The following is a 12,461-nucleotide window of genomic DNA, read 5'->3' on the forward strand; positions in this document are numbered from 1 at the left end:
GGCCCGGTGCCGCCCGGTGCCCGCGGCGTCGGGTCCGGTTCCACGTGGAACGGAGCCGGCGCCCAGCCGTCGGGCAGGGTGGTGCCCGTGCACGACGACCCGGAGGGCGAGGCGCCCTGGGCCCTGCAGCTGGTCGCCCGCGTCGAGAAGGGTGCCCCGCCGACCCGGACGGCCGTGTGCGCGGCCGCCGCGGTCGCCGTCGTCCGGCTGCTGGCCGACGAACGGGTGCGGCCCGGCGGCGAGTGGCACCCGCAGGTGCGGCGGTGGACCGACGGGCGGATCCGCAAGCACTGCCGACGGGCGCGCGGGGTGGCCTGGCAGCGGGTGGCGGAGCTGCCCGGCGTGACCGTGGCGGTGGACGGAGCGGAGGTCCGGGCGCTGGTGCCGACCGCGCTCGACGCGCTGCCGCGGGAGGTGGCGAGGCTGCAGCTGTCGGGCAGCGAGCTCGAGGACCCGGACGCCCTGCCGCTGGTCGAGCCGGTACCGGGCGGCCCGGTCGTGGTGTCGCTCTGCCCGGCGCCGTTCCTGCCGCTGGGCAAGGCCGCCGCGGCTGCCGGGCACGCCGCCCAGGTCACCGCGCTGCGGATGCCCGCGGACCGGCTGGCCGCCTGGTCGGGCGCCGGGTTCCCGGTGCTGGTGGAGCACCCGGACACCGGCCGGTGGTCCCGGCTGCGCCCCACGGCCCCGGTGCAGATCGTCGACGCCGGCTTCACCGTCGTGGCCCCGGGGACCTGCACCGCGCTGGCCCGCTGGGCGTAGCAGCACCCGGCGGGCCGGCCGCGCCGGCGGGTCAGAACGGGGGCGGCTCGTCCGGGTCGGTGGGTGAGGGCGGGTCGCCGGGTGGTGGGGTCGCGGCCGGCGGTGGTCGCATCCCCGGTGGTCTCGTCGTGCGGGTGATCCCGGACGGGGTGGTCACGGTGAGCACCCCGTCGGGGCTCATCTCGAACCGCCAGCCGCGGGCGAAGGTCTTGAGGCGGTGGTGGCTGCGGCACAGGCAGCACAGGTTGCCGCAGTCCGTGGCGCCGCCGTGCGCGTGCGGGACGACGTGGTCGGCGTCCGCCCAGCCGACGCGCTGGCCGCAGCCGGGGAAGCGGCAGGTGCGGTCGCGGGTGTGTACGAAGGTCTGCTGCGCCGCACTCGGGTCGTGCCGATCGACCGGCGCGGGCCGGTCCAGCACCGCACATCCGCAGTCGGCGGCCGGGTGCTCCGGGCAGCCGCGGCGGGCGATCCGGCGCAATTGGTCGAGGGTGCTGGTGGCGCGCAGCGTGCCGTCGTCCTCGGTCAGGGCCAGCGTCACCGACCCGCCCTCCGGGGTGCGCAACCCCAGCCCGTCGAGGGCGCGCAGCAGCTCGCGGAGCTGCCCGATGGTGATCGGCAGCCCGTTCACCTCACCGGCTTCGTTGCTGTCCCCCGCCAGGGCCGCCAGGGTCGCAGTGATCTGCAGGTGCGCCGTCACCGCCGGGCGGCTGGTGTCCCAGGGGCGCTGGATCAGGTCCGCGAGCACCGCGGCGCGCAACTGCCCGATGGGCCGCTGGTCGCCGTCCCGCTTGAGCAGCACGGCCAGTTGGTCGACCAGGTCGAAGCAGGCCGCGGCCACCGGGGCGGGCAGGTCGGCGGCCAGCGTGCTCATGCCCTCGCGGGGTGAGGGGTAGACGCGCACGTCGGCCTGCCGCTCGGCGTCCCGGCGCCGCACATCGACCGCGTCGGCGTCCACGGCCAGCAGGGCGGCTACCGTCCGCTTGCGCAGGGTGTGCGTGGTCCAGCCGGCCGCCTGCCCGATCAGCCGGGCCTCCACCTCGCGGGCCACCGCCGGGTCGGTGTGCTGCAGCACGTCCACCAAGACCTTGGCCCGCGCCTCGTCCAGCACCCCCTCGGCGAGCGCCGCCCACGTCGCCGGCAGCGACTCCCGGTACACCCACGCCCGGTGGGCCAGGATCGAGGCCGAGCGGCGGCCGCAGTTGAGCACCACCGCCAGCTCCGCGGGAAAGAACTCGCTCACCCCGGGCAGCTCCGGATCCGGCGCCCACGACCCCCGCCGCGCCCCCGGCGTCCCCGGCGCCGGGTCCAGGTCGTCGGGACTGTCGTCGGCCAGGCCCAGCACCAGCTCCGCCTCGTAGGCGGCCAGCCGGGCCTTCAGGGCGGCGACGTGCTCCAGCTCGGCCGCCTTCTGCTCACGCGTGAGCAGCCCGACCGGCAGCCGGCGCAGCTCGGGCCGCTCGGCGACGAGCAGGCCGCCGTCGCACGGCGGCGCGTCCTCCCCGATCTGCTCCACGAACCGAACCTACGACCGGGGTACGACAGTTCTGGGCCCACGAACGGGCTGCTGACCACGTCTTTCGCACGGAAAGCGGACATCGCGGCACGTCCGCGGCGCCCGCCGGTTCCTCACTCACCGGAGACCCGGTCGAGGGCGCGAGGCGAACTGTCCGCCCCGCCGCTCATCCGGGCGGACGGTGCACCCAGGCTGGAACTCCAGCGGGACCACGGACCGACGCCCCCGGCGAGTGAGGGCAGGTTCCTCGGACTCGTACACGTACAGGTCGGGCGCGATCGGGCCGGAGACTCTCCGCACCGGGCCGTCCATCTCGGTGGCGATGTCACCTCGGACGGCGGCGAGCTGGGTGGACTTCGGGTGCGAGCGTGCAGCGTGGAGCGCGCGGTGCGGCGGGTGGCGGAGCGGTGCCCCCCTCCCGACCGGTTGGGCACGACCGACCGGGGGCAGGACGGGGGTCATGGAGACACGCACCCTCGGGTCCCTGTCCGTCCCGACCCTCGGGCTGGGCTGCATGGGGATGAGCGAGTTCTACGGCACCGGCGACCAGGCGGAGGCCGAGCGCACCATCCAGCGGGCGCTGGACCTCGGCGTCACGCTCCTCGACACCGCCGACATGTACGGGCCCTTCACCAACGAGCGGCTGGTCGGGCAGGCGATCGCCGGCCGCCGCGACGAGGTGGTCCTGGCCACCAAGTTCGGCAACGAGCGCGGCGAGGACGGCTCCTTCCGCGGCATCAACGGCCGGCCCGAGTACGTCCACCGGGCCTGCGACGCCTCGCTGCAGCGGCTCGGCGTCGACGTCATCGACCTCTACTACCAGCACCGCGTCGACCCGTCGGTGCCGGTCGAGGACACCTGGGGCGCGATCCGCGAGCTGGTGGAGGCGGGCAAGGTGCGCTTCGCCGGCATCTCGGAGGCCGCGCCGGAGACCATCCGCCGCGCGCACGCCGTCCAGCCCGTCGCCGCGGTGCAGACGGAGTACTCGCTGTGGAGCCGGGACCCGGAGGAGAACGGCGTCCTGTCCACCTGCGCCGAGCTGGGCATCGGCTTCGTCGCCTACTCACCGATCGGCCGCGGCTTCCTCTCCGGGCAGATCCGCAGCGTCGACGACCTCGCGCCCGACGACTTCCGGCGCAACAACCCGCGGTTCCAGGGCGAGGCGTTCGAGCAGAACCTGCGCCTGGTCGACCGCGTCCGCGAGATCGCCGACGAGCGCGGCGTGACCGCCTCGCAGCTGGCACTGGCCTGGGTCATGGCGCAGGGCGACCGCGGGGGGAACCCGCCGGTGGTGCCGATCCCGGGCACCAAGCGGGTGCGCTGGCTGGAGGAGAACGCCGCGGCGGCCGACGTCCGGCTCACCGACGACGACCTGCGCCGCCTCGACGACGCCGCGCCCGTGGGCGCCGCGGTCGGCGACCGCTACCCCGACATGTCCAGCGTCCACCGCTGAGCCGGTGGCCCCGGTGGCCGCACTGGGCCACGGCGGCGCGAGGGCCCGGGGGGAGCGGCACCGTCGAGGTCGACGACGAGGTCGCGCACGGTCGTGTGACAGGGACACCCCCCGCCCGCAACCGCCCCACCCGGGGAACGCGCCATCATGGGCGCGATGAACGCCGTCCTCGTCTGGTCGGCCACGACGGTCGCCGCCCTCGTGGCCCTCGCCGGGCTGGCCTCGACCGCCGCCCGCCGGCGGATCGGGCTGGTGCACCTGGCCGGGGCCGCCGTCCTCGAGGTGCTGCTGCTCGTGCAGGCCGTCGTCGCGGCCGTCGCGCTGGCCGGCGGGCAGCGGCCGCCGGAGACGGCGACCTTCGTCGGCTACCTCGCCGGCGTGGTGCTGCTGCCGGTGGCCGGGGTGCTGTGGTCGCGCACCGAGCCGAGCCGCTGGGCGGGCACGGTCCTCGCGGTGGCCAGCCTGGTCACCCTCGTGATGGTGTGGCGCCTCGTGCAGCTGTGGGAGGCGCCCGGTGGCTGAGGCCGGGCGGGGGACGGCGCCCGGCGGGACGGCGGCCGGGCCGGGCCGGGTGCTGGTGGCCGTCTACGCGGTGTTCGCGCTGGCCGCCGGGGCGCGGGCCGGGGTGCAGCTGGCGACCCGGTTCGCCGAGGCGCCGGTGGCCTACCTGCTGTCGGCGCTGGCCGCCGTCGTCTACGTCGTGGCCACCGTGGCGCTGGCCCGGGGCGGGCGCCGGGTGGCGCTGGCCGCGATCACGGTCGAGCTGGTCGGCGTGCTGGTGGTGGGCACGCTGTCGCTGACCGACCGGGCCGCCTTCCCCGACGAGACGGTCTGGTCGGCGTTCGGCCGCGGCTACGGCTACGTGCCCCTGGTGCTGCCGGTGCTCGGCCTGCTGTGGCTGCGGCGCCAGGGGCGGGCGGCCGGCCGGGGCTGAGCGGTCAGAAGTCCCCACCGCCGAAGTCCCCGCCGCCGAAGTCACCCCCGCCGCCGTAGTCGCCGTAGCCGTTGTCGGCGCCGCCGCCGAAGTCGGCACCCGGGTCGCCGCCGTAGCCGCCGTCCGACGCGGCGTAGTCCCCGCCACCGTCCCCGCCGCCGTCGGCCCCGTCGGCCCCGTCGGCCCCGTCGGCGTAGCCCTCCGCGTAGGCCTCCTCGTCGCCGCCGCCGAACAGGCCGGAGTCGCCGAGGCCGGTGTCGAACAGCGCGTCGGCCACGGCGGTGCCGATCACCAGGCCGCCGACGGTGCCGAGCAGGCTGCCGCCCAGCGAGCCGCCGAAGCCGCCCATCCGCGGCCCGTAGCCGTACCCGCCGCCGCCGTAGCCCGGGCCGTAGCCGCCGCCGTACCCCGGGCCGGGTCCGTACCCGGGGCCGCCGCCGAAGCCGCCGCCGAACGCGCGCTCCAGCGTCCCGGGCTGGCGCAGCTCGGCGCGGGTGGCCACCCGGGCCAGCGTCCGCGGGTCGTCGGCGCGGGGCCGCTCACCCGCGGGGACCGCGGCCGCGAGCTGGGTGAGCACCTCCTGCCGCTGCTGCTGGGTGAGCTGGCCGAACGCCTCGGCGTGGGCCTGCTCGATCTGGTCGGGCGGCGCGGTGCGCAGCAGGTAGCGGTAACGCTCGACGGCCTGCTGGTCGGTGAGCTGCTGGCGCTGCTCGCCGCCGTGCGCGGGCGGCGGAGGCGGTGGGGGCGGCGCGTAGGTGTCCGCGTAGGTGTCGTAGCGGGGCTCCGGTGCGCGGCGCCGGCCGAGGAGCCGGTCGAGCAGTCCCATGTCGTCTCCCTCCCGAGACCGTCCCCGGGGAGTGCCCGCGCGCGGCCGCCGCACACCTGACCGGCGGGGACACCCGTCCGGGCGACCGCCCGCGGGGTGGTGCACCGGGGAGCGGGCGGCGGCCGGCGGTGCACACCGGCTAGATTCGTTGCGTGCGACCGGAGGGTGAGCGGCCGACGGGTGCGACCTCGACCAGCCCGGCCTCCCGTGCCCTCGGCGCCGGGCCGGCCGAGGACGGCGTGCGGCCGGAGGCCCGGGCCGCCATGGCGGAGGCCACCGCCCCGGTCGGCGGTCGCGGCGACCAGCAGTCCGACGTCGTCACCGCCGCGAGCGTCGCCGTCTCCGAGCACGACGGCTCGGCCGCCGCGCTCCCGGCGGTGCTCGCCGACGTGCCGGTCGCCGTCCTGCTCATCGACCACAAGTCCGGGTCGGTCACCTACGCCAACGACGCCGCGATCGAGCTGGCCGGCGACGTGCGGCTGCCCGTCGACATCGACACCTGGGGTGCCGCCGTCGGTCTCACCGACCTCGGCGGCGCGCCGCTGGCGCGCACCACCGGCCCGCTGTCGCTGGTCGCGCAGGGGCAGCCCATCACCGGCGAGGCGGTGCGGCTGGTGCCCGGCCGGGGCACCGACGCGGCCCGGGCCCGGGACGACGACGGCCGGGCCGACCGGCTGCTCTGGGTCACCGGCTTCCCGCTCTCCCAGCCGGCGAGCACCCGGCAGCTCTCGCTGGTGGTGTTCCTCGAGGTCGAGGGCGTCGGCGGCGGGGACGCCGAGGCGGAGCTCCAGGCGCTGCGGGAGCGGGCCGTCGTCGCCACCGACATCGCCTTCACCATCACCGACCCCCGCCAGCCGGACAACCCGCTGATCTGGGTCAACCCCTCGTTCACCCGGATCACCGGGTACTCGTACGAGGAGTCGGTGGGCCGCAACTGCCGGTTCCTGCAGGGCCCGGGCACCGACCCGGCCGCGGTGGCCGAGATCCGCGCCGCGCTCGCCGCGCAGCGCGCGCTGACCACCACGGTGCTCAACCACCGCCGCGACGGCACCGCCTTCTGGAACCAGCTCGCCATCAGCCCGGTCTTCGACGGCGAGGGTGAGCTGGTGAGCTTCGTCGGCATCCAGACCGACGTCACCGAGCGCGTCCGGGTCGAGGACGAGCGCGAGGCCGCGCTGGCCGCCGAGCAGGCCGCCCGGCAGGAGGCCGAGAGCGCCCGCGCGACCGCCGAGCGGGCGCAGGCCGACGCCGAGCGGGCCCAGGCCGCCGCCGAGGGCGCCCAGGGCCGGCTGGCACTCATGGCCGAGGCCACCAGCTCGCTCATCGCCACCCTCGACGTCGGCGACCTGCTCGACCGGCTGGCCACCCTGTGCGTGCCCACGCTGGCCGACTGGGTGGTCGTCACGGTGGTCGACGAGTCCGGCGAGGTCCGCGAGGTCGCCTCCCGCGACCGCGAGCTGCGGCTGACCCAGCTGCGCCGCCACGCCGCCGGCCAGGGGGTGCGGCTGCCACCCCACTCGCCCAGCCAGCAGGCGATCACCACCTCGCGGTCGGTGCTGGTGGAGCGGCTGCCCGCGCAGCTGGACGAGACCGTCGCCTCGCCGTCGGCGCAGGAGGTCGCCGCCCGGCTCGGTGCGGTGGCGGCGCTGAGCGCTCCGCTCGTCGCCCGCCGGCGCACCCGCGGCTCGATCACCCTGGTGCGCACCTCGGCGGACCGGCCCTTCACCCCGGACGACGTCGGCCTGGTCGAGGACCTCGCCCGCCGGGCGGCGCTGGTCATGGACAACGTGCGGCTCTACCAGCAGGAGCACGCGGTCGCCGACACGCTGCAGCGCTCCCTGCTGCCCGACCTCCCCGCCATCCCGGGCGTGCAGGCCGCCGCGCACTACGTGAGCGCCTCGACCGCGGCCGACGTCGGCGGCGACTTCTACGACCTGCTGCAGCTGCCCGACGGCTCGGTCGGCATGGTGGTCGGCGACGTGGTCGGCCACGACGTCGCCGCCGCGGCCGCGATGGGGCACCTGCGCGGCCTCATCCGCGCCTGCCTGTGGGACGCGCCCGACCCGCACCCGAGCACCGTGCTCACCCGCGTCGACCGGCTCGTGCAGGGCCTGCGGGTGGCGCCGCTGGCGACGATGACCTACCTCAACGCCGTCCCCCCGGCCGCGCCCGGCGGCCCGTGGCGCGCGCGGGTGGCCAGCGCCGGCCACCCGCCGCTGCTGCTGCGCTCGCCCGACGGCGCGGTGCGGCCCGTCGACGGCGTCACCGGGCTGCTCGTCGGGGTCGACGTCGACGCCGAGCGGGCGGCGCTGGAGGTGGAGCTGCCGGCCGGGTCGACGGTCCTCGGCTACACCGACGGCTTGGTGGAGACGCCCGGCTCCGACCTCGACCAGGGCATCGCCGCGCTGGTCGAGCGCCTGTCGGCCACCCCGGTGGACGCCTCGCCCCGGGAGCTGTGCGACGCGGCGGTCCGCGCTCCCCTCGACGGCCGGGACGACGTCGCGCTCATCGCCGTCCGCTTCGGCTGACCGGAGGGCGCCGCCTCAGTCGCCGAGGTCCTCCGCGATGCCGTAGCGGCCGCGGTGGAACAGCAGCGGGCGGCGCCCCGGGTCGGCGGCGAGGTCGAGCACCCGGGCGGCCACGATCGTGTGGTCGCCGCCGTCGTACTCGGCCCACAGCGTGCAGTCCAGCCACGCGACCACGCCGTCGAGGACGGGGGAGCCCTGCCGGCTGGGCCGCCACGAGACCCCGGCGAACTTGTCCACGCCCGAGCGGGCGAACGCCGACGACAGCCCGGCCTGGTCCTCGGCGAGCACGTTGACGCAGAACCGGCCGAGCTCGCGCAGCCGCGGCCAGGTCCGGGAGGTGCGCGCCGGGGCGAGGGCCACCAGCGGCGGGTCCAGCGACAGGGAGCTGAAGGACTGGCAGGTGAAGCCGATCGGGCCGTCGTCGGTGTCGGCGGTCACCACGGTGACGCCGGAGGCGAAGTGGCCGAGGACGTCGCGCATGACCCCCGGGTCGATCACCTCGACCGGGCTCTCGCTCACACGACCCTCCTCGTCACCTGCGCGGACGTCACGCGACGGGACCATCCTCCCTCGTGGGCAGGTTCCACGTGGAACCCGGGCGGGAACACTGGGGGATCGGGGATGATCTCGGTGTCGGTGGGGGAGGACTGGAGGTGCACCGTGTTCGACGTCGAGGCCGGGGGGAGCCGGCCACGCGCCGACCTGGACAGCGCCTTCACGCACTCGCCCATGGGCGTGGCCCTGGGGACGCCGAGCGGCGAGCTGCTGGCCGCCAACGCCGTCCTCGGTGAGCTGGTCGGCGTCCCCGCGGAGCAGCTGCGCGGCGCGACGGTCTTCGCCTACACCCACCCCGAGGACGTGCCCGGCGCGCGGGCGGTGTGCCGCGAGCTGCGCGAGCGCCGCGGCCGGGTGCGCTACGAGTGCCGGGTGCAGCGGCCCGACGGCGGCGTGGTCCCGGTGCAGGTGACGACGTCCTGGGTCGACGGCGACCCGCCGCACCTGGTGCTGGTGGTCGAGGACGTCACCGAGCGCAAGGAGCTGGAGGAGCGGCTGCTGCACCTGTCGGCGCACGACCCGCTCACCGGCCTGCCCAACCGGCTGCTGTTCCACGACCGGCTGCGGCACGCGCTCGAGCGGGGCCACCGGGAGCACACGCCCACCTGCGTGCTGGTGCTCGACCTCGACGGGTTCAAGGCGGTCAACGACGAGCACGGCCACCACACCGGCGACGCCGTCCTGGTCGCGGTGGCCGACCGGCTCTCCGGCGTGCTGCGCGCCAGCGACACCGCGGCGCGGCTCGGCGGCGACGAGTTCGCCGTCGTCTGCGAGAACACCGAGCGGGCCGACGCCGAGCACCTCGCCGCGCGGCTGCGCGAGGGCATGCCGGGGACGCTGACCGTCGGCGGCACCACGGTGCGGGTCGGGCTGAGCATCGGCATCGGCTCGGTGGACGCCGGCACCGAGCCCGGGCAGGCGGAGGAGGCGGTGGTGCGCCAGGCCGACGCGGCGATGTACGCCGACAAGGCCAGCCGGCGCTGAGCCGGCCGGCGCTGACCTGCCCCCGCTGACCTGCCCCCGCCGCTGCGCTCAGCCGCGCCAGGCGGCGACGACGTCGGTGAAGGCGGCCGCGGCCTGCTCCAGCTCCGCGAGCTCCACGTACTCGTCGACGGCGTGCATCACGGCGGGCGTCCCCGGGCCCCACACCACGATCGGGGCGCCGTCGACCACCTGGACCAGCACGGACGCGTCGGTGAAGTAGGTGGCCGGCGTGGGCCGCACCGGGGCGGGCAGCGTGGCCACCCACGGGTCGCCGGCGGGGGTGCCGACCGGCGGCAGGTCGACCCGCACCTCGACGTCGGCCACCTCCGGCTGCCCCCGCCACCAGGCTAGCAGGCCGTCGCCGTCGGCCACGGTCCGCATGTCGACGACCACCTCGGCCCGGTCGGGGACGACGTTGGGCACCGTGCCGCCGGCCACCACACCGGGGTTCCACGTCTCGGTGCCGAGGAAGGGGTCACTGCGGAACGGCAGCGCGGCACCGGCCCGGGCGAGGAGGGCGGCCAGGTCGAGCACCGCGTTGTGCCCGCGCTCGGGCGTGCTGCCGTGCGCGGCCCGGCCGGCGGTCCGCACGGCCAGCCACAGCGCGCCCTTGTGCCCGAGCACGACCTCGTTGCCGGTGGCCTCGGGGACGACGACGGCGCCCACCGGCAGCTCGGCGACGGCGGCGGCCGCGGCGGCGGCACCCCGCGACCCGATCTCCTCGTCGCTGGTGAGCAGCAGCGAGACCGGCGCCTGCGGGTCGGCCGCCGCCAGCGCGGCCACCGCGGCCACGACGCCCGCCTTCATGTCGCTGCCCCCGCGGCCCCACACGCGCCCGTCCTCGAGCTGGGCGCCGAACGGGTCGCGCTGCCAGGCACCCGCGTCGGGCACCGGCACGGTGTCCACGTGGCAGGCCAGCAGCAGCTGCCGCCGTCCGGGGTCGGCGGGGGTGCGCAGCAGCCGCCACGGGTGGTCGCGGTCGCGCCCCTCGGTCACCAGCAGGTGCGGCGCGTACTCGTGCAGCACCTCGGTGACCGCGCCGAGCAGGTCGCGCTGCGCGTCGGCGTCGCCGGACACGGTGCTGCGGCCGACGAGCTCGCGCACCAGGGCGGTCGGGTCCAGGGCCGTCGTCATGGCCCGATCCTGCCCCGCCCGGCGCAACTCCGCGGAAGTGCACCGGGCAACTCCGCGGAAGTGCACCGGGCGACTCCGCGGAAGTGCACCGGGCGACTCCGCGGGAGTGCTCAGCCGCCGAGCGCGGCGCCGACGACGGCGCGGGCCTCCTCCTGCACGCGGGCGAGGTGCTCGGGGCCGCGGAAGGACTCCGCGTACACCTTGTAGACGTCCTCGGTGCCCGACGGGCGGGCGGCGAACCAGGCGTTCTCGGTGACCACCTTGAGGCCGCCGAGGGAGGCGCCGTTGCCAGGGGCCTCGGTCAGCTTGGCGGTGATCGCCTCGCCGGCCAGCTCGGTGGCGGCGACGTCGGAGGGCGACAGCTTCCCCAGCGCCGCCTTCTGCTCGCGCGAGGCGGGCGCGTCCACCCGCGCGTAGGCCGACTCCCCGTACCGCGCGGTCAGCTCGGCGTGCAGCTGCGACGGCGAGCTGCCGGTGACCGCCTGGACCTCGCTGGCCAGCAGGGCCAGCAGGATGCCGTCCTTGTCCGTCGTCCACACCCCGCCGTCGCGGCGCAGGAACGAGGCGCCGGCGGACTCCTCGCCGCCGAAGCCGACCGTGCCGTCGAGCAGGCCGGGGACGAACCACTTGAAGCCGACCGGCACCTCCACCAGCCGCCGGCCGAGGCCCTCCACGACGCGGTCGATGAGGGACGAGGACACCAGCGTCTTGCCCACCGCGACGTCGGCGCCCCACTCGGGCCGGTGCGCGAACAGGTAGGAGATCGCGACGGCGAGGAAGTGGTTGGGGTTCATCAGCCCGGCGTCGGGGGTGACGATGCCGTGCCGGTCGGCGTCGGCGTCGTTGCCGGTGGCGATCGCGTAGTCGGCCCGCTTGCCGATGAGCGAGGCCATGGCCGACGGCGAGGAGCAGTCCATCCGGATCCTGCCGTCCCAGTCGAGCGTCATGAACCGCCAGGTGGGGTCGACCAGCGGGTTGACCACGGTGAGGTCGAGGCGGTGCCGCTCGGCGATCGCCGCCCAGTAGTCGACCGACGCCCCGCCCAGCGGGTCGGCGCCGATCCGCACCCCGGCGTCGCGGACGGCGTCGAGGTCGAGGACGGCGGGCAGGTCGTCGACGTAGGCGGCCACGTAGTCGTGCCGCTGCGCCGCCGCGTGCGCACGGGTGAACGGCACCCGGCGCACCCCGTCGAGACCGGCCGCGAGCAGCTCGTTGGCGCGGTCGGCGATGACCTTCGTGGCGTCGGTGTCGGCCGGGCCGCCCGACGGCGGGTTGTACTTGAACCCGCCGTCGCGGGGCGGGTTGTGCGACGGGGTGACGACGATGCCGTCGGCCAGCCCCGAGCTCTTCCCCCGGTTGGCGGCCAGGATGGCGTGGCTGACCGCCGGGGTGGGCGTGTACCGGCCGGCGGCGTCCACCAGCACGGTGACGTCGTTGGCGGCCAGCACCTCCAGCGCCGAGGCCCAGGCCGGCTCGGAGAGCGCGTGGGTGTCGCGGCCGAGGAACAGCGGCCCGTCGTACCCCTGCGCCCTCCGGTACTCGCAGATCGCCTGGGTGGTGGCCAGGATGTGCGCCTCGTTGAACGCCGTGTCGAACGAGGACCCGCGGTGGCCCGAGGTGCCGAACGCCACCCGCTGGGCGACCTCGGCCGGGTCGGGCACGAGCGTGTAGTAGGCGGTCACCAGCGAGGCGACGTCGACCAGGTCGGCGGGGGCGGCGGGCTGGCCGGCACGGGGATCGGTCACGGCGATGATCCTGGCCCTCCGACCCCTGCT

Annotated in this window: 11 protein-coding genes; 6 read left to right on the plus strand and 5 right to left on the minus strand. The window is 76.6% G+C overall.

Translation table 11 applies throughout. From position 1 onward, the window contains the following. The first annotated feature begins 87 nt into the window (after nt 1–87). Complete coding sequence (locus BLQ97_RS19755) at nt 88–759, plus strand: hypothetical protein (protein WP_139173765.1); 672 nt, start codon at nt 88–90, stop codon at nt 757–759. A gap of 31 nt (nt 760–790) precedes the next feature. On the opposite strand, the gene BLQ97_RS19760 is transcribed toward BLQ97_RS19755, so the two are convergent. Then, nucleotides 791–2,272, minus strand: coding sequence for an HNH endonuclease signature motif containing protein (locus BLQ97_RS19760; RefSeq protein WP_091368036.1), 1,482 nt, complete (start codon nt 2,270–2,272; stop codon nt 791–793). Nucleotides 2,273–2,732: 460 nt separating this feature from the next. On the opposite strand from BLQ97_RS19760, the gene BLQ97_RS19765 reads away from it, so the two are divergent. From BLQ97_RS19765 to BLQ97_RS19775, 3 genes are all read left to right on the plus strand, one after another. Continuing rightward, nucleotides 2,733–3,725: an aldo/keto reductase gene (locus BLQ97_RS19765; protein WP_091368038.1), complete on the plus strand. Its 993-nt coding sequence runs from the start codon at nt 2,733–2,735 to the stop codon at nt 3,723–3,725. Between the two features lie 156 nt (nt 3,726–3,881). Beyond that, entirely contained in the window at nt 3,882–4,247 is a 366-nt protein-coding gene (locus tag BLQ97_RS19770) for a hypothetical protein (RefSeq protein WP_091368603.1), read from the plus strand. Further along, a complete protein-coding gene (locus BLQ97_RS19775; RefSeq protein WP_091368041.1) occupies nt 4,240–4,659 on the plus strand; it encodes a hypothetical protein in 420 nt (139 codons plus the stop codon). The genes BLQ97_RS19770 and BLQ97_RS19775 overlap by 8 nt, the downstream gene beginning before the upstream one ends. A 4-nt stretch (nt 4,660–4,663) precedes the next feature. Here BLQ97_RS19775 and BLQ97_RS19780 read toward each other — a convergent pair whose 3' ends face one another. Beyond that, entirely contained in the window at nt 4,664–5,485 is an 822-nt protein-coding gene (locus tag BLQ97_RS19780; RefSeq protein ID WP_091368043.1) for a hypothetical protein, read from the minus strand. A 152-nt stretch (nt 5,486–5,637) separates the two neighbouring features. Here BLQ97_RS19780 and BLQ97_RS19785 point away from each other — a divergent pair, with 152 nt between their 5' ends. Beyond that, nucleotides 5,638–8,013, plus strand: a complete 2,376-nt coding sequence (locus BLQ97_RS19785; RefSeq protein WP_245692500.1) for a SpoIIE family protein phosphatase — start codon at nt 5,638–5,640, stop codon at nt 8,011–8,013. A gap of 15 nt (nt 8,014–8,028) precedes the next feature. On the opposite strand, the gene BLQ97_RS19790 is transcribed toward BLQ97_RS19785, so the two are convergent. Next, nucleotides 8,029–8,532 carry a flavin reductase family protein gene (locus BLQ97_RS19790; protein ID WP_245692501.1) on the minus strand — a complete coding sequence of 168 codons (504 nt, stop codon included), beginning with the start codon at nt 8,530–8,532 and terminating at the stop codon, nt 8,029–8,031. A gap of 141 nt (nt 8,533–8,673) precedes the next feature. Between BLQ97_RS19790 and BLQ97_RS19795 the strand changes: the two genes are divergently transcribed. Beyond that, a complete protein-coding gene (locus BLQ97_RS19795) occupies nt 8,674–9,552 on the plus strand; it encodes a sensor domain-containing diguanylate cyclase (RefSeq protein WP_245692502.1) in 879 nt (292 codons plus the stop codon). Between the two features lie 48 nt (nt 9,553–9,600). Here the strand turns inward: BLQ97_RS19795 and BLQ97_RS19800 are convergent, their stop codons facing one another. Both BLQ97_RS19800 and pgm read right to left on the minus strand, forming a co-directional pair. Next, nucleotides 9,601–10,686 (minus strand): M20/M25/M40 family metallo-hydrolase, encoded by a 1,086-nt coding sequence (locus BLQ97_RS19800; protein ID WP_217637289.1) that lies wholly within the window; start codon nt 10,684–10,686, stop codon nt 9,601–9,603. Nucleotides 10,687–10,796: 110 nt separating this feature from the next. Next, nucleotides 10,797–12,431 carry a phosphoglucomutase (alpha-D-glucose-1,6-bisphosphate-dependent) gene (gene pgm, locus BLQ97_RS19805; RefSeq protein WP_091368050.1) on the minus strand — a complete coding sequence of 545 codons (1,635 nt, stop codon included), beginning with the start codon at nt 12,429–12,431 and terminating at the stop codon, nt 10,797–10,799. Between the last annotated feature and the right edge of the window lie 30 nt (nt 12,432–12,461).

It is taken from the genome of Geodermatophilus telluris (genome assembly GCF_900102745.1).
Classification (GTDB): Bacteria; Actinomycetota; Actinomycetes; order Mycobacteriales; family Geodermatophilaceae; genus Geodermatophilus; species Geodermatophilus telluris.